This window comes from Limnobacter sp. G6BE5S, assembly GCF_058448965.1.
On record NZ_JBZFLM010000006.1, the window covers coordinates 198,145 to 218,413 of the forward strand.

Consider the following 20,269-nt stretch of genomic DNA (forward strand, 5'->3'; position numbering starts at 1 on the left):
TATTCCTTTATTTTTTGGTTGATTTGACCGGGCGCTTCCAGCCCGTGATCGTGATTTGTTTGGCACGTGACACGGTGAGTGCGTTTTCAGGTGCGTCTTTGGTGAGGGTGGTGCCCGCGCCAAGCGTGGCCCCTTTCTTCACGGTAACGGGTGCAACCAACTGTGTGTCTGAACCGATAAAAACGTCATCTTCAATGATGGTGAGGTGTTTGTTGGCGCCATCATAATTGCAGGTGATGGTTCCTGCACCCACATTTACCCTTTCACCGATTTGCGCATCGCCAATGTAGGCGAGATGATTTGCTTTGGACTGGTTGGCAATGCTGGCATTTTTGACCTCGACAAAGTTGCCGATGTGTACTTCGTTGCCCAGCCGGGCACCGGGGCGCAAACGTGCATAGGGGCCGATGACTGCATTTTCTCCCACTGTTGCATCAGAGAGATGGGAATAAGCCTCGATGCGGGTACCTGCCGCGATGTTGACGTTATTGAGTATGCAATAGGGGCCGATGGATACGCCATTGCCCAAAGTGACTTCGCCATGAAATACACAGCCGATGTCGATGGACACATCCGTGCCACAACGCAACGTGCCGCGCAAATCGAATCGGGCTGGATCGAGTAGCTGAACACCTTCAAGCATGAGCTTTTCTGCCTGATGCTGTTGCCAGATTCGCTCAAGCTCAGCCTGCTGAGCACGGGAATTAACACCTGACACTTCCCAGCTTTGCCCTGGTTGGCAAGTGCGCACCAAGAGGCCTTCTGCATGCGCCATCGCGACGATGTCGGTGAGGTAATACTCGCCCTGCGCATTGTTGTTGCTTAGTTTGCCGACCCAGCTTTTCAATTGGGCAGTGGGACAGGCAAAAATGCCGGTATTGACCTCTGTGATGGCCTGTTGTGCAGGCGTAGCGTCTTTTTGCTCAACAATTCCAACCACCGCCCCTTCGATGTCGCGAAGAATTCGGCCATAACCTTGCGGATTGGGCATGTTCAATGTCATCAAACCCAATTGCCCGGCCTGCGCAGCCTGAACCAAAGGTTGCAAGGACTCGAATTGAATAAGGGGTACATCCCCGTACAAAATCAAAGTGACTGCGTGGTCGACCAGTGCGGAACTGGCGCACTGAACGGCGTGGCCCGTGCCCAGTTGTTCTGACTGAGTGGCGAATTGAATGCGGGGCTGTGAGGACAAATGACTTTGAACCGCTTCGGCGCCGTGCCCAACCACCACCACCACATGTGGATTGTCAAACTGGAAAGCCGTGCTGGCCACACGCCCCAGCATGGATTGTCCGCCCACCGGGTGCAACACCTTGGGCAAGGCGGACTTCATGCGGGTGCCTTTGCCCGCTGCGAGTATCAAAATATTCATGTCAGTATTCAAATTTAGAAAAACAAAGCCAGCACACCGGTGTAACCGTACAACGCACCGCGGAAAATTTCACCGTTGGCCGAAAAACCGATGAGGGGAATATCGCCCAACTGTTCACGCACGATTTGCTGCTCAACGCCTTGAAGGCCGAACAATGCTGCCCCCCGTCCATTGCATGCAATGTACACTGCGCCGCGCGGTTTGCGCTGAGAATGGATTCCAGAAAAACCGGCTGCCTGTAGCTCGTTTAATTTGGGTGCAGGTGCATCAAGGTCTTCACGCAATTCAGCACACATGCGGGTGAGATCAACCCGCGCAGAATTTTCATCGCGGGTACAAAATGCCAAGCGATCGCCCAGCTTGAAGTCTTCTGCCACAGCAAGGGACTTTTTATTGGGATCCATGCCAACTACCGGGCGAACTTTCAACTGATGCGCTTCGGAGCGACCCGCCGTAAGACCTTTTAGTGCGATTGACTCCGCCAGGGCTCGGTCGGTTAAACCCACAAACAAGCCATGGGCGAAACGCTTGGCCAACACCTCGGCGGCCTGACTTGCCGGGTCACCTTCGTCTGAATCGGGCTGCAGACCCAAGTCGGCAAGCAGCACGTCGAGCGCGGGCATCCCGTCGAGCTCTTCAACAAAATTACCGCGCAGCCCGGTGATTTCATGCTCGACACCGACCACTTGGACACCTTGTGTCATGCGGACTTCGATCGGCAAACCACTGGCAAACACCACACCAGAGACCCCACCCGACAAGGGCTCGAGCGCGATATGGGTGTTGGCGGCACCTGCGCACACCAAACCACCGAAAATTTGACGCGTGCTGACTTTAAGCGATAAATCATCAAGCAGGTCATCGATGTCCTCGGTCAGCGGATCGATGTGGATCAGCGCAGAGTACATTGCATCACGCCCCGAGGCTGTGACAGTACCCGGCTTTGGCAAAGGCAATTTGCCAGAAAACACTCGGGCAGAATCTGCAGGAAATTCCATCAACATGACAGCCAACGCAGGTTCCTGATAGTACTCAACCCCACTACTGCACACACCAGGCGCCAGCCCACCAACCCATTCCTTGATGCCGGTTCGCTGGCGCAAACCCTGAAGAATTTGCGGCATGTTGTCGGCAAATGCCTCGGTGGCATAAATCAAACCCAATTTCTGAGGTCGGGAGATGTCGCTTGCGAACTGCTCCAGTTGCATTTGGCCTTCGAGCTGCACCAACACGAGTTCAAGTGCTTCTCTCCAGTTGGGGTGTGTGGCATGGCCAAAACGAAACATCTAGGTCCTTGTGCGCGCGGGGCGGGTGCTACTTGCTGTTTTTTTGCGAGGCGTCGCTGCACGCTTTGCTTTGGGTTTAACGGGCTTTTTGGCGGGCTCAGCCTCGTCCGGACTGGCTTCGGAGCCAGCGCCAGCCATGGCTGCTGTGGCCACCACCTTGTTGAACTGATCCTGCAGTAAACCCCACCAGGCTGTGGCGTTGGTCACCATGGCCTTCGAGGATTCCTGAGCGGCTGCGTCGCTTGCAGACGGTGCAGCGGCAGGCTCGGGGGCTGGAGTTTTCGGCGCTACCGGCTCGACACGCGGAACGGGCGGCGGTGCCACCGCGGCCTGCATGGCATTCCGGATAATCTCCTCGTTGACTGCCTGATTGACGTCGCTTGCGCGATCACCACCCAAACCCAGATTTGAACTGAAAGACTTGATGGTGGCGATGGTGCCACGCTGCACCTCCAGCCCTTGTATGGTGGCGCGGAGCATGCTGAGGTTGACATTCAGCCATTGCTCGACGGCTTTGAGATCGGAGATTCGCTTATCGAGCTCATCGAGATCGGTGGTCGGATTCATGACGCTGGGGATCGGCAAACTTCCCCAGATTTTCTTTACGAAATCAAATCCATCGGTAACCGATAAATTGGGTATTCTTTTGTTCGACATGCTTCCTCCTGCGTTTGACGCGGATTGCCCTGCTGAGTTTTTCAGTGACTGCGAATCATGGTTCCCACGCCTTGGTCTGTCAGAATTTCAAGCAGAAGGCAGTGAGGAACACGACCGTCTACCACGTGAACTGAGTTTACTCCGCTTTTTGCCGCCTCAATCGCGGAAGACAACTTGGGCAGCATTCCGCCTGAAATGGTGCCATCTTCAAACAGTTCGTCAATCCGCTTGGCAGTAAGGCCGGTGAGCAGCTTGCCATCTTTGTCCAACACCCCGGGGGTGTTTGTCATCATGATGAGTTTTTCAGCCTTCAGGATTTCGGCAATTTTCCCGGCGACAAGATCTGCGTTGATGTTGTAGGCCATGCCGTCTTCACCAAAACCAATCGGAGAAATAACGGGGATGAAGGCATCGTCTTGCAGGGCTTTCACAATGGCCGGATCGATAGACGCAATTTCGCCCACAAAGCCGATGTCGTGGAATTTTCCCGGCTCGCTTTTGTCAGCAAGTTTCATTTTGCGAGCCTGAATGAGCCCACCATCCTTGCCGGTTAGACCAACCGCCTTGCCGCCATGCTCGTTGATCATCATGACGATGTCTTGCTGTACCTGTCCACCCAATACCCATTCAACCACTTCCATGGTTTCCTCATCGGTGACACGCATGCCTTGAATGAAGGTTCCCTGCTTGCCAATGCGGCGCAATGCCTCGTCAATTTGTGGGCCGCCGCCGTGAACAACGATTGGGTTGATGCCCACCAGCTTGAGCAATACAACGTCGTGTGCGAAGGATTTTTGCAGATTGACATCGGTCATGGCGTTGCCGCCGTATTTGACCACCACGGTTTTGCCGTGAAAACGGCGAATGTAGGGCAGAGCCTCGGACAGAACTTTGGCTTTGATTGCAGAGGTAAGGATGTCGGTCGTCATGAGTTGTCCGGGTAGAAACTGGGCACAAAGTGCATTTTAAAGCGAATCTACCCGGACAAAGACGACAAGAATGCCGATCGACGGATTCTAGAGGATGAATTGGGCCAGATCCTCGGATTTGGCTGCTTCACCCAGCCTGGAGTCCACAAACTCTGCCGTGACTTTGACCTGCCTGGCCTGACCATTGGCCTCGAATGCCACCTCTTCGAGCAGACGCTCCATGACGGTGTACAAGCGGCGAGCGCCGATGTTCTCGGTTTTCTCATTCACCGTGAATGCGATTTCCGCCAGCCTGCGCACCCCTTCGTCCGTGAATTCCAGCTCGACACCATCGGTGACCAGCAAGGCTTTGTACTGCTCGGTAAGACAGGCATCGGTGCTGGTCAGAATTCGCGTGAAATCTTCAACGGTCAGCGATTCCAGTTCAACCCGAATGGGGAAACGCCCCTGTAACTCAGGAATGAGGTCGGAAGGACGGGACAAATGGAAAGCGCCGCTGGCCACAAACAGAATGTGATCTGTTTTAATCATGCCGTATTTGGTGTTGACGGTTGTGCCCTCGACCAGTGGGAGCAAATCACGTTGAACCCCCTGCCGGGATACATCGGTGCCGCGCCCATCGGCTTTCGTGGCAATTTTGTCGATTTCATCAAGAAACACAATACCGTCTTGCTCGACCCTTGAAATCGCTTTGGCTCGAACTTCCTCTTCGTTCACACGCTTGGCGGCTTCTTCGTCCTGAATTGCCTTGAGCGCCTCGGACACTTTCATTTTGCGCAGCTTTTTCTTGCCACCGGACATGTTCTGGAACATGGACTGCAACTGCCCGGTGAGCTCTTCCATGCCGGGAGGACCGACCACATCCAGCGACGGAGAGGCCGCAGCGACTTCGATCTCGATTTCCTTGTCATCGAGCTCGCCAGCAAAAAGCTTTTCGCGAAAACGAATGCGGGTTCGATTTTCATCGGGCTCTGGCGCTTTCTCGGTGAAGCCAAAATCACGGGCAGGCGGTAGCAAAGCATCCAGTACACGATCGAAGGCAGCAGTTTTAGCCTCTTCGATAACGCCAAGTTGGGCTTCTTCGCGCACCTGCTTCAAAGCGATTTCAATCAAATCACGAATAATGGTGTCCACATCGCGCCCCACGTAGCCGACCTCGGTGAACTTGGTGGCTTCGATCTTGATAAATGGCGCATTGGCCAGCTTGGCCAATCGACGGGCGATTTCGGTTTTACCCACGCCAGTTGGGCCGATCATAAGAATATTTTTGGGCGTAATTTCCTGGCGCAGAGGCATGGGCACCTGCATGCGACGCCAGCGGTTGCGAAGTGCAACCGCCACAGCACGCTTGGCGGCATCCTGGCCAACAATGTTCTTGTTGAGTTCTTCAACAATATTTGAGGGTGTAAGTTGAGTCATGGCGTTAACCTTTGCTGCCAGATGCTTCGGGGGCACCCAACACTTCAATGGTGTGATGTTGATTGGTGTAGATACACAATTCGCCGGCAATGGTCAGCGATTTCTTGACGATCTCTTCTGGTAACAGTTCGGTGTTTTCGAGCAAAGCCTTTGCCGCGGAATGCGCATACGCACCGCCACTACCGATTGCCACCAAACCTTGCTCGGGCTCCAGTACATCGCCATTGCCGGTAATGATCAGGGAATGATTTTCATCGGCCACGGCCAGCATGGCCTCGAGCCTGCGAAGCATGCGATCGGTACGCCATTCTTTGGCCAGCTCTACAGCCGCGCGCAAAAGGTGGCCCTGGTGCTTCTCGAGTTGGGCTTCAAAATGCTCGAACAGGGTGAACGCATCGGCCGTACCGCCAGCGAAGCCTGCAAGAATTTTGTTGTGGTGAAGACGCCTGACTTTGCGGGCTGACCCTTTGACCACAATATGACCCAGAGTAACCTGCCCGTCGCCTCCCAGCGCGACATGCTGACCTCTGCGTACTGACAATATGGTGGTGCCGTGATATTGCTCCATGCCTATCCTTTGGTTGGGGTGTTGCGCTTTGCGCGTCGATTTCCCGATATGGGGACAATCAGGGCAAGATCAAGTCTTGTTTGATGACCGGCTGAACCTGAACGAAGGCACTGAGTTCGATGGCGGCCTCATTGGCCTGATCGATGCTGGTGAATGGGCCCACCAGTACCCGGTGAACGCCCGCTTCGGAAAGAATTTGACTGGCTTTGCCGAAGACCTCGTGATTGGAAGACACTTGAGACACCAGGGCTTCCGCGTTGTTTTTGTTGCCGAAGGCACCAATTTGCAGATACAGCGGAATTCGATGGACGGGCACCAATGCGGAGGTATTGCTCATGGCAACCTGCTCAACCCGCACACCATTCTTGGCCACCACTGTGCCATTTTTTTCGGCATGGTACTGCGCGATTGCGTCGGGAGTCATTTTTTCAACGAGTACTTCAGCGCTACCTTGCTTGATGTAGTCCAGCTGATACGCGGCGGCATAACTGAGATCGATGATTCGGCCACGTAAAAATGGCCCCCTGTCGTTGACCCGAACAATAACAGACTTGCCATTGGCCAGATTGGTAACCTTGGCATAACTTGGCAAAGGCAAAGTGGTGTGCGCTGCCGTCATTTGATGCATGTCGTAAATTTCACCGTTGGCAGTTTTTGCACCATGAAATTTTTTGCCGTACCAACTGGCCCGACCTTTCTGGCTGTAAGGCTCTTCGAGAGAAGTTTGCGGCGTGAAATCCTGGCCCATGACGGTGTAAGGCCGGGTATTGCGAATTGCGATGGGCTCGAGCTGTGGTTCGGCAGAGGGCAAGTCGTCGAGGTTTGCCGGACGCAAATCGCCGGGACCATCATCCAGATAATAGCCACCACCTTGTGGAGCTGGCTCCCAGTTTTCATGTTTCACCGGCGGAGGCACCGAGGGTTTGGCCACGGTTCTCGCTGGCGGCGACGAAACAGGCTTGTCCAGAGGAACGCTGGAGCAAGCCCCCAGGATCAATGACAGCGATGCAAAAGCAACAAACCGGACAACACCACCGCGCATAGAATCCTCCTTCATCTTTTCCCCTGATTTTCAGGCCTGGCGCTGTCGTCGGATCAAGGCCTCGGCCACACGAATTGCATTGTCTTCAGAACCCGCGATCGATGCGGAGGTGAAAAATTTGCCATCAACCCCAAGGGTAGGAACGCCATCTGCACCGTAAGCTTCAAAAATCGACTTGGCTTGCGCACATTTCGCATTCACACCGAATGATTTGAACATGTTGGCGAACTCTTCGCGCTTCAGACCGAGAGATTCGGCAAAGTCGAAAATTTGTTCATCATTCGCCAACTGCTTTTTGTCTTTGTGCATGGCTTCGAATACCTTGCTGTGGGCCATATCAAGCTTGCCCATGGCCTCTAGTGTGTAATACAGGCGCTGGTGACCCTGGAAGTTGACACGCTGACTTTGATAAACGATCGGGATTTTGGTAAATACGACATCGCTGGGCAGCTTTTTGTACCAGGCATTCACCTTGGGCTCGAAGTTGTAACAGTGAATGCAGCCGTACCAAAAGAACTCAACCACATCAATTTTGCCGGGGGTGGAGCGAGGAACTTCCCGACGTACTTTTCGGAATGCGCCCGCATCTTGTGCCAAGGCCGGGGACAAGCCGCCCAAGGCACTTACTACGCCCAATGCAACTGCACTTTGAATTAATTCACGACGCTTCATTTTCTTTACTCCTTGACCACAGTTGCCTCGAAACCGCCTTTGGTAAGGGGGATTCGGGCCTGATAGGCTTCGTTCGCACTGCCGAATGGCCCCACACGAACGCGGTTTACAACATTGCCGTTGACTTCGCCCACGGCAATTTCGGATTCTGTGCCCACAAACGCCAACTGCGCCCGCAGTTGCTCGGCGTCTTCTCGATTTCGAAAACTTCCCAGCTGCAGAAAGTAAATGGCCTGAGCCACAGGTTCAATTTGTTGAATTGGAGTGCCATCACCGGTCTGAGGTTCCGTGCCCTGCTGAAATGGATCGATGGTAACCACATTGCCCTGATTGGCATTGGCTTTGCCATAAATGGCAGTGTTGGGATCAGGTGGACTGTTACCAGGCCCAGGCGACACATTGGGCACAGCCCCTTGCGTTTCGGCGCCCGAGAAAGGCAGTTGGGACTTGCTGACAAACAACGCCACTCCCAGCGCAATCAAAAGCCCAAACACCATGCCGAACACGAATGCGGGGATGGTATTTCCAAGGGATTTTTTGACTTGAGGTTTCGCTTTGGGTTTCGATGATTTTGTAGATGCCATTGGGGGTTTGAACCTGTCCTTGAGAAACTGAGCCTAAATTATGCCCGAAGGCGACCTGCAGATGCGACCCAAACGCGCAAGCCGGCTTTTGGGATTGCCCTCATGCTGTAAAGTGTAGCCTTCATGGGCAAAAGCTCGAAATTTGCTTAAAAATCTGCAATAAATAGGTGCTTTGTGGGTCTTGACTATCTAAAACGCATACTGACCGCCAAGGTTTACGACGTGGCCATTGAAACACCGTTGGAACGTGCACATTCCTTGTCTGTTCGCACTGCCAATGAGGTGTTGCTAAAGCGTGAGGACATGCAAGAGGTATTCAGCTTCAAGCTGCGCGGCGCTTACAACAAGATGGCCCATTTAAGCCCTATTCAACTGGAACGGGGTGTGATCGCCGCATCTGCAGGCAACCACGCGCAAGGCGTTGCATTGTCTGCAGCGAAGATGCGCTGCCTGGCCACCATTGTGATGCCCACCACCACCCCAGCCCTGAAAATCGACGCTGTGAAACGCTTTGGCGGCGACTGGGTGAATGTAGTGCTGTTTGGCGACAGCTACAGCGATGCGGCAGGACATGCTACCGAATTGGCGCAAGCCAAGGGCTTGACCTTTGTGCACCCGTTTGATGACCCAGATGTGATAGCAGGACAAGGCACAGTGGGCATGGAAATTTTACGCCAGCACCAAGGTCCCATTCATGCCATTTTCATTGCGATTGGCGGCGGCGGTTTGGCTGCTGGAGTGGGTGCTTATGTAAAGCAGTTGCGCCCCGACATCAAAATCATCGGCGTGCAAACCGTGGACTCCGATGCCATGGCGCAAAGCCTGGAACAACGCAAACGCGTGACGCTGGCAGAGGTTGGCCTGTTTTCGGACGGCACCGCAGTCAAGCTGGTGGGCGAGGAAACCTTCCGCCTGTGCGAGAAATATGTCGACGGCGTTGTTCGCGTGACGACTGATGAAGCCTGCGCTGCAATCAAAGATGTTTTTCAGGACACACGCAGCATTCTGGAGCCAGCAGGGGCCCTGGCTGTAGCCGGCTTGAAACAGTATGCCGCTGAAATGGGTCTACAGAATCAAACCCTGATCGCCATTTCCTGTGGCGCAAACATGAATTTTGATCGTCTGCGTTTTGTGGCTGAACGCGCAGAAGTGGGTGAGCAACGCGAGGCAATTTTTGCCATCACTGTGCCAGAGGAACGCGGCAGCTTCAGAAAGTTTTGTGATTTGCTTGGCCCCACCAATGTGACGGAGTTCAACTACCGCATGTCCGATTCGGCCAAGGCCAATATTTTTGTCGGCATTCAAATTGGCAGTCGCACGCAAGCAGATGAATTGCAACAACGCTTTATCGCATCTGGTTTTGACGCACTGAACTTGACTGACGATGAAATGGCGAAGCTGCACTTGCGGCACATGGTGGGCGGAAGGTCCAATTCGGCAGACCATGAACTGGTGTATCGCTTTGAATTCCCCGAGCGACCAGGCGCATTGACGAAATTTTTAACCGCCCTGAACCCAGGCTGGAATATCAGCCTGTTTCACTACCGCAATCATGGCGCCGACTATGGTCGTATTTTGGTGGGCATTCAGGTGCCGCCTGCGGACCACGGCGAGTTCGACAAGTTTGTAAAACAATTGGGCTACCCGGCGGTGAATGAAACGGAGAACCCGGCGTACAAGCTGTTTTTGAAGTAAGTTAGCACTCGTCATCCGCATCAAACGCTTTGTCACCCGCGCCGTCTTCAAGCGCCGCACCGGGGCGAATGGTTTCGAACGGAAACAGCTTGCGATCCATCAGGTGCGAAGGCACCACGGTGGACAGGGACGTGAACAGGTTGGCGATCCAGCGTGGGTTGTGTTTCTCCCACTGATTGAGTAACGCCGCCATTTCCTTGCGCTTCAGGTTTTCCTGACTGCCGCACAAGTTGCACGGAATGATCGGGAAATTCTTTTCTTCGGCATACCGCGCCAAGTCCCGTTCCCGGCAATAAGCCAATGGGCGAATGATGGTGTGTTCGCCATTGTCGCTGACCAACTTCGGTGGCATGCCTTTCATGCGACCGCCGTAGAACAAGTTCAGCAACAGTGTTTGCAAAATGTCGTCTTTGTGATGCCCCAAAGCCACTTTGGTGGCACCCAACTCGGAAGCAACACGGTACAAAATACCGCGGCGTAACCGTGAACACAAAGAACACGTTGTTTTGCCTTCGGGAATCACGCGTTTCACAATTGAGTAAGTGTCTTGTTCTTCAATATGAAACGGTACGTTGATGCTGCGCAAATAGTTGGGCAGCACTTCTTCAGGGAAACCGGGCTGCTTCTGATCCAGATTCACGGCGACAATGTCGAAATGAATTGGCGCACGCTGACGCAACAGCAACAAAATGTCGAGCAAGCCATAGCTGTCTTTGCCACCCGACACGCACACCATCACTTTGTCGCCGTCTTCAATCATGTTGAAATCGGCAATGGCCTGGCCCACTTGCTTGGTCAGGCGTTTCTCAAGTTTGTTGAACTCAAACGCGTCTTTCTGCTCGGCCTTGTTGGGGAAAATCGTGATGGTTTGCATGATTAAATACTTTGCGAAGATTTGAAGCGGAATACCTCGACACCGGCTGATTCACAGTCGGGATAGACCTCGGATTTTTCAGCGCGAACACGGGCCGCGAGTACCTTGGGGTGCTCGAGTACCAGCGCCAGGGTTTTGTCCACCAGCGTTTCAAGCAAGCCAATGTGGCCCGACTGAATGAGACCGTGAATGCCCGGGCGAACGAAGTCGTAATCAACGACATCGACCAGCAAATCACGCTCGGAAGGGGTGGAGGCGCACTTTACCCAAAAATCAATGTTGATGCGCACCGCCTGCGTGCGCCCCAACTCTTGGGGGAACACACCGATGGCAGCCGATACATCGAAATCACGAATAAAAACGCGACGGCAGTCGGCGAGGCGAGAATCAAAAAACCAGTCTGTCATGGTGTCATCATGCTGAAATCGCGCGCCATGGGCACCAGGTGCTGCCCGCCATCCACAAGAATGGTGGTGCCAGTGATTGCGCGGCTTTGCACCAGGAACAACACCGTGTTGGCGATGTCTTGGGGCTCGGAGGATTTGTTCAAAGGCGAAATTCGGTGTGTACTCTCGAATTGCGCATCGGTTTGCAGGTGCGATATCAAGGTAAGGCCTGGGGCCACGCCGACCACGCGCACCTTGGGGGCCAATTCCATGGCCAACATGGTGGTGGCGGTTTCAAGGCCCGCCTTGGTCAAGGTGTAACTCAAGAAATCAGGGTTCAGATTTTTCAGCTTTTGATCAAGCAGGTTCACCACGACAGCTTGCTCGTTGTCGGGTACATGCTGAAACAGGCGTTTGGCCAATTGAATGGGTGCAGCCAGATTCGAGGCCATGTGCCGATGAAAAAGCTCGGGCTGAAAGGTTTCGCCAGAATCGAACTCAAACAATGACGCATTGTTGACCACGCAACGGATGGGCCCGGTTTGTTCGGCTGCGTCGAACAGGGCTTCAACCTCGTCGGGCTTTTCAAGATCGGCCTGAACCACCACACACTGCACACCCAGGGCTTCAATTTGCGCCGCTGTGTCGCGGGCCTCAGCCAGCGAGGAACGGCAATGCAATACGATGGACCAGCCAGCGCGCGCAAGCTCGAGCGAAATGGCTTTACCCAGTCGCTTTGCGCCCCCTGTTACCAGGGCATATTGAGGATTGGCATGTGTCATCGCTGTGTCATCGCTGTGTCATCGCTGTTTGATCGGTTAGAATCTGAAAACCGAGGATACTCACCATCAAGCAAACAAGGGTTCACTTCAAGGCTTTGATTTTTAAAAGAAGAACCCGCTATTCTAAACCAGACCTGCCCCATGCTGTCGAATTTTAATCACGCCACTCGCTTTGACGAGTTCATGCGATTTGCACTGTACGACCTGCAAAATGGCTACTACGCCAGGGGCGAGCAAATTTTTGGTCGCCAGGGTGACTTCGTTACTGCACCCGAACTAAGCCCCCTGTTTGGACAAACGCTGGGGAAAGCCCTGCGTGACGTGCTGCCACGCTGCAATGGTGTTGTGTATGAGTTTGGTGCCGGAACCGGGCAACTGGCTTGCGATATTCTTCAAACCGCAGGGGATTTGATTACCCAGTACAACATCGTGGATGTGTCGGCAGGATTAAAACCCGTGCAACTGGCCAAGTTAAAGGCACTGCATGGCCCGGAAGTGGTGCAGAAAGTGCATTGGCTTGGTGAATTGCCGGATGAACTCCGCGGCGTAGTGTTGGGCAATGAGGTGCTCGACGCCACCCCGGTTCGTCGATTCAAATGGCAAAGCGACGGGCCACTTGAAGCTTGGGTTCAACACCTGAACGGCGAGTTGCGCTGGGTATGGAAACCAGCCGACCCGGTTTTAGCCACCGCCATTTCTGACCTGCAATCGGCCCACGGTCCCTGGCCTGAGGGCTATGAATCTGAAATTGCAGAGCAAAGCACCGCGTGGGTAAAAACAATGACGGAGCGCTTAAACGGCCTTGCGCTGATGATTGACTATGGTTTTCATGAAGCCATGTACTACCACCCTACGCGCAGCAAAGGCACCTTGCGCGCGACAAGCCGCCACACAGCACATGATGATTTTTTGGTGAAAGTGGGCCAACAGGATTTGACGGCCCACGTGAATTTCAGCGCGGTGTATGAGGCGCTGACAAGCTGCAACGGCGAACTCGAAGGCTATGCACACCAAGGCGAATTTTTATTGGCGCATGGCATTCTTGAACTGGCCCAACAACAGCCTGATTTTACTCACCCGACGCGTGGCGCCTTGATGCGTCAACATTTGAATACACTGCTGAACGAAGCCGACATGGGTGAAGCATTCAAAGTGATTTGCTGGAGCAAAGGCGTGAACGCGGAGGGCACACAGTTGGCCCAGATATTTTTAGACAAGGACCGAAGCGGAGACCTTTAACTCAGGATGCTGCTTGCGATTCGCAAGGCTTTAGCTCGCCTTTTCTGTTCAACTCAAACACTGAACGCATTGATTCAATTTGCGTGGCATTTCCCCGAAGCTCAAAAAACACACGCACCGGACCAAGTCGCTCCCGAATTTGAACCCCCACGACACCACGCCGGGCCAGGTCAGCCTTCTGAACATTCGCCCGATCCAGGTCCCTAAACAAGCCCAATGAAATAGTGCCTTGCAACGGCCCAGGTGTGGTGATGTAAAACATGTCGGTAATACCCTTGCCAGAGAGTTGGTCAATACCGACCCCACTGTTCACAATGTCTTGCGGCAGGTAAACCACGTAGCCTACTGGCACTTGTCGTTCGAGCCTGTCAGTTTCCCCGCCCCAATTCAGCAAGGCCTCTTGGACGCGCGCAGATTCACTTTGCAGCAATGGGCCCCACAACAGGCATTCCTGATTGAGTTTCGGATTCTCGAACACCTGTTTACTTGCATTTTCAATTGCACTGTCGAGCTGGGCTTGCCCCTGTTTCAAATCAATTTTAGGGGCCACGGGTGTAGGCGCACGAATGACATCAACAGCCTGATCCCAGGGGCGCTCTACGCCGACCCACTCAGCACGCAAGCCAGGCGAATCAATCGCTTTTTGCGAACTGCTGTTTGTAACAACACCCAAACCCAGCAAGACCAGATTACCCAATAGCAGGAACACAGCCAGAACACGCCAACCATTCATGCTGCCGCACCTTTCTGACCCAATAGATAATCAACCAACAAACCCTTGAACACAGCATGCTCAAGCAGCTTGGCCTGCGGCAAACTGGCCTGCATCATGGGTGCAAACCCACCCGAGAGCCACACCACGGCAGGCTCACGATGCTCCTGCTCCAACTGCGCCGCAATTGACTGCACCATTGCTGCCTGCATGCGACCAACGCCTTGGCCAATTGCCTGCTGCGTGCTGACAGGCCAAGTGTTGGCAGTGGCGAGATTGAAATCCACCTTGGGCAATTCAGCGGTGTTGGAATGCAAACTTTGAAGCATGGTTTCAATGCCCGGCACAATGTATCCGCCCAAGTGTTGCCAGTGGGTATTTTTGACCACGATGTCGAACGTGGTGGCCGTGCCAAAGCTCACCAACAAATTGACAGCAGCCTGGCTGACTTGAGTCAACGCCATGCATGCCGCCCATCGGTCTTTACCCAAAGCAGCTGGGGTTTCGTATGCCGATTGAACCTCGGCATGCCTGTTCACAGTCAATACATGCAGGGCCACGCCAGCAACCTCGCACACTTCGCGCACTGACCGTTCGAAATCCGGGCCCAAGACATTGCTGAGCAACACCGCCTGCACTGGGGACTGAGCATGATCCAAACAAGGCGCAAGTTGCTGGTGCAACAACTTCGATGCGCCAGAGAAAGGCTTAAAACCTGTGGTCGGGTGACTGAAAAAAGCCGAGGGTTGCTCAAACGGCAAACTGACGCTCGCGTGCAAGCACCACTTCACCAACGTGTTTCCTGCGTCGATACACAACAAACTGCCAGTATTGCTCACAGCCGCACCCTCAATGACAGATCGCCCGCATGAACTGCACGCAGGCCCTGTTCTGTATTTACCAAATACGCACCTTGCCGGTCAATTCCCATGGCCTCGCCTGTAAAACAAACCACCCCTTGGTCTTCCACTTGCACTGGATTGTGCAGCCAGGAATCACGCCGGGTGAATTCAGCAAATATCGCGTCAATTCCTTGTACGCTTGCCATGTCAATCCATCTCAAAACCGAAAACACGACCTGCTCGGCCAGGTTGCGCGATGAAGGCATACTAGACGCTGGCAAATAGTTCGACAAACTGGTGGCCCCCCGACCGGAAAGCGCGTCGGGAACATCGACGGGCTGAATATTCAGCCCAATCCCGACCACAGTGACTGCACCCTGCCCGGTTTGAAAGGATTCGCACAGCACACCGCCCAATTTTTGTTGGTCCGCCAACAAATCATTGGGCCACTTCAGGTGCACGGGTACATTCCATTGCTCAAGAACCTGAGCCACTGCCACGCCGACGCAAAGCGGCAAGAATGGCATTTGCAGCCCCGCCATGGGCAAGCCCAAAGACAGGCACAAACCAGAACCGGGCTGCGCCTGCCACACTCGCCCGCCACGCCCGCGGCCAGCAGTTTGCATGTTGGCCAGCACTGCCGCAACACCCGACACTCGCCCCTGCTGGTAAGCGCGGCTGAGATAATCATTTGTTGAGTCGACTGAATCGAGTTCGATCCAGTGCACTTCGGCTTGGGTTAACATCGGATGACGATTATTTCAGGCAAGTTGTGAAATTTCGCCCATCTTAACCCTCGAATGGGACTCAAAACCAAGGAACTGCTCAAACCCAATGTCACCAATCCATTCCAGCCTGCTGAAAAGAACCCCATACACCGGGATTCTGATGTTTGCGAGTCTGTATGCGTGCATGGTCATTCACCTGAGCCTGTTTCCTTACAGTGACTGGCGACACATTGGCATTGGTCCTTTTGAATTTCTGTTTGGCCCCTGGATACCCGTGCATCAAAAAGTACTGTGGGCCGATGTATTCATCAATATCGGGGGCTACATTCCGCTGGGCTTTCTGATGCTGCTGGGGCTGAACCGGCAGCCGCGTACATTCGACAAAATACTTGTGGTGCTGGTGTGTGCGCTGATCTCGCTGGCCCTGGAATCGATGCAAACATTTTTGCCAAGCCGGGTGCCTTCGAAAATGGACCTGGTCACCAATGCGATTGGTGGCGCCTTGGGCGTATTGGCGGGTATTTACGTGACCGCGCACCACCGAATTGCCCCATTATTAAACCGCAGAATTGAACATTGGCTGATTCAGCGTGCATGGATTGGCATGGGCTTGCTCAGCCTTTGGTTTCTCAGCATTTTACCGCCGCAAAACCCGACATTCAGCACAGGGCTGTGGCTGGGTAATTTGCTGGAAATACCCGGCCCGCTGCAGCACAGCACGCCATTTGGAATACCCCTGGAGGTATTGCTGAAAATTGAAACAATCGCCCCCACATTCATCAACTATTGTTTTTTGATGTGCGCCTGGATGGTTGGCCTTGCCCAGACCCATGCTGGCTCGCCACGAACACGACTCTTGATTGTGTTGATTGCGCTGACGCTATTGATTCGCTTGCTTGATTACCTGGTACTGGCACCCATGTCGGCGTGGAGCTACTTGGGGCAACGTTGGTTTGAGGCCAATAGTTTGGGCCTGCTGATCGCCTTTGTGGTAGCACTGACCATTTCGATGATGCAGGTGTTGCCCCACCACATGGCTCGCATCGGCCTGCTGCACTTGTTGGGTGGGTGGTTGATCACCTTGCTTTTACCCGGTGTTTACGACCCCGACCTGGGCAACCCAGGCAGCGGCATTCTGGCAATTTTTCGTAGCCTGCAAGAGGCCGGGCGCTGGGTGAGCGAGTTGTGGCCAATTTTGGCGCTGACTGTTTTGACCTTTTTGAGCCTGCCCGAGCGACGTTTTCGGCGATAATAGGAACCATACCCTGAGCAATCACGCGGATTCACCCAGCCATGAGCTACTTCGAGAAGCACGTTTTCTTTTGCACCAACCAACGCCCCAACAATGAAAATTGTTGCGCAGATTGCCACGCATCGGCAGCGCATGCACACGCCAAGGAGCGCATCAAAAAGCTGGGCTTGAATGGACAGGGGAAAATCCGGATGAACAAAGCGGGTTGCCTGGACCGTTGCGATGAAGGCCCCGTGATGGTGGTGTATCCCGAAGGTGTTTGGTACACCTATGTGGACATCTCGGACGTGGATGAAATTATTGATTCTCACTTGGTGGGCGGTGAAATCGTCGAACGCCTGCGATTGCCATGAATCCGAAAACCCGACATGAACTGTGGGACGGCCACGCAGGCCCGATTGAAGTGTCTATTGACGAGCCCACCGCAGCGATACGCGGCTTGGCGGTCATTGCACACCCCCACCCTTTGTTTGGCGGCACCAAAGACAACAAAGTTGTTCAAACGCTAGCGCGCGCGTTTCTTCAAATGGGCTACACGACCTTGCGCTTCAATTTCAGGGGTGTCGGTCAAAGCGCTGGCACGCACGACAACGGTCAAGGCGAAACCGACGACCTTGCGCAACTGACTGAACAGGCCCGCACAACTTTGCTGCCCGTGGAGCTACAAAGCCAGCCGGTTGCCATGGCTGGTTTCTCCTTCGGTGCATTTGTCACCAGCCACGGCGCACAACGACTGCGCGAGGCTGGAATAAACATCGGAAAACTGGTGCTGGTGGGCACTGCCACGAGTCGTTTTGACGTGGCCCCTGTACCTGACAACACACTGGTGATTCATGGTGAAGTCGACGACACTGTGCCGCTAAGCGATGTTTTACGTTGGGCAGGTGAACAAGACCTGCCAGTGATGGTCTTGCCAGGAGTGGAACATTTTTTTCACGGCAAACTGCCTCAACTCAAAGAGCTGGTTGTGCGTTATTACCCAAGCTAAACGCCATCCACTTTCCTTACCCATTTCTAGTACAGGAGCTTTTTACTTGTTTAATTCAGGAATTTCCCGATTCAAACGCCATGTGGGCCAACTTTCATTGGTTCTGGGCCTGGGTATCGGAGTTGCCACGCAAGCGGTTGCCCAATCCAGTGTCATGCCCCCTCCACCCGAAATCGGCGCGAAGGGCTATATGTTGCTAGACCTGACCACGGGCCAAACCCTGGCCGAGTTCAATAGCCGCGAACGCCTTGATCCCGCTTCGCTGACCAAGTTGATGACGGCCTACATGGCTTTTGCAGCACTTGAAAGCAAGCAAATTCGCATGGATCAACAAGTGCCAGTGTCACCCTATGCCTGGAAGGCGGAAGGTTCACGCATGTTTATCGAACCCAACAAGCCAGTCACAGTTGAAGAACTGCTTTACGGTGTGATTGTGCAGTCGGGCAACGACGCAAGCCGCGCGATAGCCGAACTGTTGGCAGGGGACGAAAACAACTTTGCGACACTGATGAACCAGCAAGCCAAGCGACTGGGCCTGACGGACACCAACTTCAAAAACGCCACAGGCCTGCCCGATCCGCAGCACTACACCACGGCGCGCGATCTGGGAGTTCTTGCAAAACGGATCATTCAAGACTTTCCTGAGTACTACAAGAAGATGTACTCGACCAAGGAATACACCTACAACGGCATTCGTCAGCCCAACCGCAACCGCCTGTTGTGGATCGACTCTTCCGTGGATGGCATGAAAACCGGCCACACTGAGTCGGCTGGCTATTGCCTGGTCAGCTCGGCCAATCGCACACTGCCCAACGGAGTTGATCGCCGCCTGCTGTCGGTGGTACTGGGCACCACATCGGACCAGGCCCGCACCCAGGAAAGCCTGAAACTGATGAACTACGGTTATCAAATGTTTGAAACCGTGAAGCTTTATTCAGCCAAGCAAGCCATTAGCACCAGCGAGGTCTACAAAGGCCAGGCCAAAGAGATAAAGCTGGGCGTGAACAAGGACCTGCTGATCAATGTGCCACGCGGCATGGCCAAACAATTGAAGGCCACAGTCGAGAAAAAAGGCACCCTGATTGCGCCAATTCCTGCGGGCACCGAATTGGGCACCTTGAAGTTGACACTGAACGGCGAAACAATTGGTACTGTGCCGCTTCTGGCCCTGTCCACAGCCGAAGAAGCCGGTTTGTTTGGCCGAATGGTAGACTCTGCCAAATTGTGGTTTGAAGAGTAAACAATGAGCACACCGACACCCAGTGAAGGCAAGAAAAGCCTGATTGAGTTTCCGACACACTTTCCCATCAAGGTGATGGGAAAGAATGTGCCTGAATTTTCTCAGGTAATTTGCGATTTATTGCTCAGCATGAGCCCTGGATTTGATGTTGCAGGCGTTGACATGCGCCCCAGCAGCAAGGGCAATTACCTGAGCTTGACCTGCAACGTCTATGTCCACAACCAAGACGAGCTGGACGACATCTACAGGGCGCTGTCCGGCCACGAGCTGGTGTCGGTTGTACTTTGATCAAACCCCGTAACGGGAACGATATTCCTTGACCTTTTCGTACCAGCCGGCCAGGCGAACATTGGCCGCTTGGCGAGTCAACAGGTAGCGCAACAAATCTTGCAGGTTGGCAATGGCCAGCACAGGGATACCATACAACTGCTCAACTTCCTGAACCGCCGAGTGCTGTGTGTCCTGACCATCGCGCATACCTTTTTCCATGCGATCAAGGGCAATCAGCACAGCTGCGGGCTCAGCCCCGTTGGCGCGAATGATTTCAACGGATTCGCGCACCGATGTGCCTGCCGAAATGACATCGTCAACAATGACAACACGCCCTTCCAGTGGAGCACCTACCAAAGAACCACCTTCTCCGTGGTCCTTGGCTTCCTTGCGGTTAAAGGCGTAGGGCACGTCTCGACCACGGCGGGCCATTTCCATGGTGGCGCCTGCCACCAAAGGAATACCCTTGTAAGCCGGACCAAACAACATGTCGAACTCAATTCCCCGCTCAGCGGTTTGCTCAAGCAAGGTTTGTGCGTAAAATTCACTGAGCTTTTGTAAAGAAGAGCCTGTGTTGAACAGACCCGCATTGAAAAAGTACGGTGACATTCTTCCGGCCTTGGTTTTGAATTCACCGAAGCGCAACACCTGCTTTTCGACAGCAAACTGCAAAAACTGGTCGGAAAGAACCTGTAAATTTTGATTTGAATCGACCACGATCAATCCCTA

Annotated in this window: 23 protein-coding genes; 7 read left to right on the plus strand and 16 right to left on the minus strand. The window is 53.8% G+C overall.

The features are described 5' to 3' along the window. Positions 1-7 precede the first annotated feature (7 nt). The 9 genes from glmU to ACVL1J_RS12510 all read right to left on the minus strand — a co-directional run bounded on the left by glmU (position 8) and on the right by ACVL1J_RS12510 (position 8,532). Positions 8-1,375 carry a bifunctional UDP-N-acetylglucosamine diphosphorylase/glucosamine-1-phosphate N-acetyltransferase GlmU gene (gene glmU, locus ACVL1J_RS12470; protein WP_341237814.1) on the minus strand — a complete coding sequence of 456 codons (1,368 nt, stop codon included), beginning with the start codon at positions 1,373-1,375 and terminating at the stop codon, positions 8-10. Between the two features lie 14 nt (positions 1,376-1,389). Next, positions 1,390-2,661: an FIST signal transduction protein gene (locus tag ACVL1J_RS12475; RefSeq protein ID WP_159569047.1), complete on the minus strand. Its 1,272-nt coding sequence runs from the start codon at positions 2,659-2,661 to the stop codon at positions 1,390-1,392. Then, entirely contained in the window at positions 2,662-3,318 is a 657-nt protein-coding gene (locus ACVL1J_RS12480; protein WP_159569048.1) for a PhaM family polyhydroxyalkanoate granule multifunctional regulatory protein, read from the minus strand. 41 nt (positions 3,319-3,359) lie between these two features. Next, the gene (gene argB / locus ACVL1J_RS12485; protein WP_341237816.1) at positions 3,360-4,247 is read right to left on the minus strand and encodes an acetylglutamate kinase; all 888 of its coding nucleotides are present in this window, start codon (positions 4,245-4,247) and stop codon (positions 3,360-3,362) included. Positions 4,248-4,334: 87 nt separating this feature from the next. Next, a complete protein-coding gene (gene hslU, locus ACVL1J_RS12490) occupies positions 4,335-5,666 on the minus strand; it encodes an ATP-dependent protease ATPase subunit HslU (RefSeq protein ID WP_159569050.1) in 1,332 nt (443 codons plus the stop codon). Positions 5,667-5,670: 4 nt separating this feature from the next. Then, positions 5,671-6,234, minus strand: a complete 564-nt coding sequence (gene hslV / locus ACVL1J_RS12495) for an ATP-dependent protease subunit HslV (RefSeq protein ID WP_159569051.1) — start codon at positions 6,232-6,234, stop codon at positions 5,671-5,673. A gap of 58 nt (positions 6,235-6,292) precedes the next feature. Continuing rightward, positions 6,293-7,291 (minus strand): septal ring lytic transglycosylase RlpA family protein, encoded by a 999-nt coding sequence (locus ACVL1J_RS12500; RefSeq protein ID WP_341237817.1) that lies wholly within the window; start codon positions 7,289-7,291, stop codon positions 6,293-6,295. A gap of 15 nt (positions 7,292-7,306) precedes the next feature. Next, a complete protein-coding gene (locus ACVL1J_RS12505; protein ID WP_394673079.1) occupies positions 7,307-7,948 on the minus strand; it encodes a thiol:disulfide interchange protein DsbA/DsbL in 642 nt (213 codons plus the stop codon). Positions 7,949-7,953: 5 nt separating this feature from the next. Next, positions 7,954-8,532 carry an SPOR domain-containing protein gene (locus ACVL1J_RS12510; RefSeq protein ID WP_491665358.1) on the minus strand — a complete coding sequence of 193 codons (579 nt, stop codon included), beginning with the start codon at positions 8,530-8,532 and terminating at the stop codon, positions 7,954-7,956. 174 nt (positions 8,533-8,706) lie between these two features. Between ACVL1J_RS12510 and ilvA the strand changes: the two genes are divergently transcribed. Beyond that, positions 8,707-10,227: a threonine ammonia-lyase, biosynthetic gene (gene ilvA / locus ACVL1J_RS12515; RefSeq protein WP_341237819.1), complete on the plus strand. Its 1,521-nt coding sequence runs from the start codon at positions 8,707-8,709 to the stop codon at positions 10,225-10,227. A gap of 1 nt (position 10,228) precedes the next feature. Here ilvA and ttcA read toward each other — a convergent pair whose 3' ends face one another. Genes ttcA through ACVL1J_RS12530 form a run of 3 tightly spaced genes read right to left on the minus strand, consistent with a single transcriptional unit; the run spans position 10,229 to position 12,269 of the window. Continuing rightward, a complete protein-coding gene (gene ttcA, locus ACVL1J_RS12520; RefSeq protein ID WP_159569056.1) occupies positions 10,229-11,101 on the minus strand; it encodes a tRNA 2-thiocytidine(32) synthetase TtcA in 873 nt (290 codons plus the stop codon). 2 nt (positions 11,102-11,103) lie between these two features. Continuing rightward, on the minus strand, positions 11,104-11,508 hold the full coding sequence (locus ACVL1J_RS12525) for a dihydroneopterin aldolase (protein WP_159569057.1): 405 nt from the start codon (positions 11,506-11,508) through the stop codon (positions 11,104-11,106). Then, positions 11,505-12,269: an SDR family oxidoreductase gene (locus tag ACVL1J_RS12530; RefSeq protein WP_159569058.1), complete on the minus strand. Its 765-nt coding sequence runs from the start codon at positions 12,267-12,269 to the stop codon at positions 11,505-11,507. Before ACVL1J_RS12530 ends, ACVL1J_RS12525 begins: the two co-directional genes overlap by 4 nt. Positions 12,270-12,452: 183 nt before the next feature. On the opposite strand from ACVL1J_RS12530, the gene ACVL1J_RS12535 reads away from it, so the two are divergent. Further along, the gene (locus ACVL1J_RS12535; RefSeq protein WP_491665359.1) at positions 12,453-13,508 is read left to right on the plus strand and encodes a class I SAM-dependent methyltransferase; all 1,056 of its coding nucleotides are present in this window, start codon (positions 12,453-12,455) and stop codon (positions 13,506-13,508) included. 1 nt (position 13,509) lies between these two features. On the opposite strand, the gene ACVL1J_RS12540 is transcribed toward ACVL1J_RS12535, so the two are convergent. The 3 genes from ACVL1J_RS12540 to ACVL1J_RS12550 are packed head-to-tail and all read right to left on the minus strand — an operon-like array spanning position 13,510 to position 15,808. Further along, positions 13,510-14,241 carry a hypothetical protein gene (locus ACVL1J_RS12540; protein WP_159569060.1) on the minus strand — a complete coding sequence of 244 codons (732 nt, stop codon included), beginning with the start codon at positions 14,239-14,241 and terminating at the stop codon, positions 13,510-13,512. Then, a complete protein-coding gene (locus tag ACVL1J_RS12545; RefSeq protein ID WP_159569061.1) occupies positions 14,238-15,059 on the minus strand; it encodes a type III pantothenate kinase in 822 nt (273 codons plus the stop codon). The genes ACVL1J_RS12540 and ACVL1J_RS12545 overlap by 4 nt, the downstream gene beginning before the upstream one ends. Continuing rightward, positions 15,056-15,808 carry a biotin--[acetyl-CoA-carboxylase] ligase gene (locus tag ACVL1J_RS12550; RefSeq protein WP_341236693.1) on the minus strand — a complete coding sequence of 251 codons (753 nt, stop codon included), beginning with the start codon at positions 15,806-15,808 and terminating at the stop codon, positions 15,056-15,058. Before ACVL1J_RS12550 ends, ACVL1J_RS12545 begins: the two co-directional genes overlap by 4 nt. Positions 15,809-15,896: 88 nt before the next feature. Here ACVL1J_RS12550 and ACVL1J_RS12555 point away from each other — a divergent pair, with 88 nt between their 5' ends. Genes ACVL1J_RS12555 through ACVL1J_RS12575 form a run of 5 tightly spaced genes read left to right on the plus strand, consistent with a single transcriptional unit; the run spans position 15,897 to position 19,558 of the window. Beyond that, on the plus strand, positions 15,897-17,042 hold the full coding sequence (locus ACVL1J_RS12555; protein ID WP_491665360.1) for a VanZ family protein: 1,146 nt from the start codon (positions 15,897-15,899) through the stop codon (positions 17,040-17,042). A gap of 41 nt (positions 17,043-17,083) precedes the next feature. After that, complete coding sequence (locus ACVL1J_RS12560) at positions 17,084-17,395, plus strand: (2Fe-2S) ferredoxin domain-containing protein (protein ID WP_159569064.1); 312 nt, start codon at positions 17,084-17,086, stop codon at positions 17,393-17,395. Continuing rightward, a complete protein-coding gene (locus ACVL1J_RS12565) occupies positions 17,392-18,030 on the plus strand; it encodes an alpha/beta hydrolase (protein ID WP_341236695.1) in 639 nt (212 codons plus the stop codon). The genes ACVL1J_RS12560 and ACVL1J_RS12565 overlap by 4 nt, the downstream gene beginning before the upstream one ends. Before the next feature lie 46 nt (positions 18,031-18,076). Beyond that, a complete protein-coding gene (locus ACVL1J_RS12570) occupies positions 18,077-19,270 on the plus strand; it encodes a D-alanyl-D-alanine carboxypeptidase family protein (RefSeq protein WP_394673082.1) in 1,194 nt (397 codons plus the stop codon). A 3-nt stretch (positions 19,271-19,273) separates the two neighbouring features. After that, complete coding sequence (locus tag ACVL1J_RS12575) at positions 19,274-19,558, plus strand: HP0495 family protein (protein ID WP_159569066.1); 285 nt, start codon at positions 19,274-19,276, stop codon at positions 19,556-19,558. On the opposite strand, the gene pyrE is transcribed toward ACVL1J_RS12575, so the two are convergent. Next, positions 19,559-20,263 carry an orotate phosphoribosyltransferase gene (gene pyrE / locus ACVL1J_RS12580; RefSeq protein WP_159569067.1) on the minus strand — a complete coding sequence of 235 codons (705 nt, stop codon included), beginning with the start codon at positions 20,261-20,263 and terminating at the stop codon, positions 19,559-19,561. Between the last annotated feature and the right edge of the window lie 6 nt (positions 20,264-20,269).

Bases quoted from the DNA above. Each gene is read 5' to 3' on its own strand.
- glmU (WP_341237814.1), bottom strand. From the start codon at position 1,375: ATGAATATTTTGATACTCGCAGCGGGCAAAGGCACCCGCATGAAGTCC.
- ACVL1J_RS12475 (WP_159569047.1), bottom strand. From the start codon at position 2,661: ATGTTTCGTTTTGGCCATGCCACACACCCCAACTGGAGAGAAGCACTT.
- ACVL1J_RS12480 (WP_159569048.1), bottom strand. From the start codon at position 3,318: ATGTCGAACAAAAGAATACCCAATTTATCGGTTACCGATGGATTTGAT.
- argB (WP_341237816.1), bottom strand. From the start codon at position 4,247: ATGACGACCGACATCCTTACCTCTGCAATCAAAGCCAAAGTTCTGTCC.
- hslU (WP_159569050.1), bottom strand. From the start codon at position 5,666: ATGACTCAACTTACACCCTCAAATATTGTTGAAGAACTCAACAAGAAC.
- hslV (WP_159569051.1), bottom strand. From the start codon at position 6,234: ATGGAGCAATATCACGGCACCACCATATTGTCAGTACGCAGAGGTCAG.
- ACVL1J_RS12500 (WP_341237817.1), bottom strand. From the start codon at position 7,291: ATGAAGGAGGATTCTATGCGCGGTGGTGTTGTCCGGTTTGTTGCTTTT.
- ACVL1J_RS12505 (WP_394673079.1), bottom strand. From the start codon at position 7,948: ATGAAGCGTCGTGAATTAATTCAAAGTGCAGTTGCATTGGGCGTAGTA.
- ACVL1J_RS12510 (WP_491665358.1), bottom strand. From the start codon at position 8,532: ATGGCATCTACAAAATCATCGAAACCCAAAGCGAAACCTCAAGTCAAA.
- ttcA (WP_159569056.1), bottom strand. From the start codon at position 11,101: ATGCAAACCATCACGATTTTCCCCAACAAGGCCGAGCAGAAAGACGCG.
- ACVL1J_RS12525 (WP_159569057.1), bottom strand. From the start codon at position 11,508: ATGACAGACTGGTTTTTTGATTCTCGCCTCGCCGACTGCCGTCGCGTT.
- ACVL1J_RS12530 (WP_159569058.1), bottom strand. From the start codon at position 12,269: ATGACACATGCCAATCCTCAATATGCCCTGGTAACAGGGGGCGCAAAG.
- ACVL1J_RS12535 (WP_491665359.1), top strand. From the start codon at position 12,453: ATGCGATTTGCACTGTACGACCTGCAAAATGGCTACTACGCCAGGGGC.
- ACVL1J_RS12540 (WP_159569060.1), bottom strand. From the start codon at position 14,241: ATGAATGGTTGGCGTGTTCTGGCTGTGTTCCTGCTATTGGGTAATCTG.
- ACVL1J_RS12550 (WP_341236693.1), bottom strand. From the start codon at position 15,808: ATGTTAACCCAAGCCGAAGTGCACTGGATCGAACTCGATTCAGTCGAC.
- ACVL1J_RS12555 (WP_491665360.1), top strand. From the start codon at position 15,897: ATGTCACCAATCCATTCCAGCCTGCTGAAAAGAACCCCATACACCGGG.
- ACVL1J_RS12560 (WP_159569064.1), top strand. From the start codon at position 17,084: ATGAGCTACTTCGAGAAGCACGTTTTCTTTTGCACCAACCAACGCCCC.
- ACVL1J_RS12565 (WP_341236695.1), top strand. From the start codon at position 17,392: ATGAATCCGAAAACCCGACATGAACTGTGGGACGGCCACGCAGGCCCG.
- ACVL1J_RS12575 (WP_159569066.1), top strand. From the start codon at position 19,274: ATGAGCACACCGACACCCAGTGAAGGCAAGAAAAGCCTGATTGAGTTT.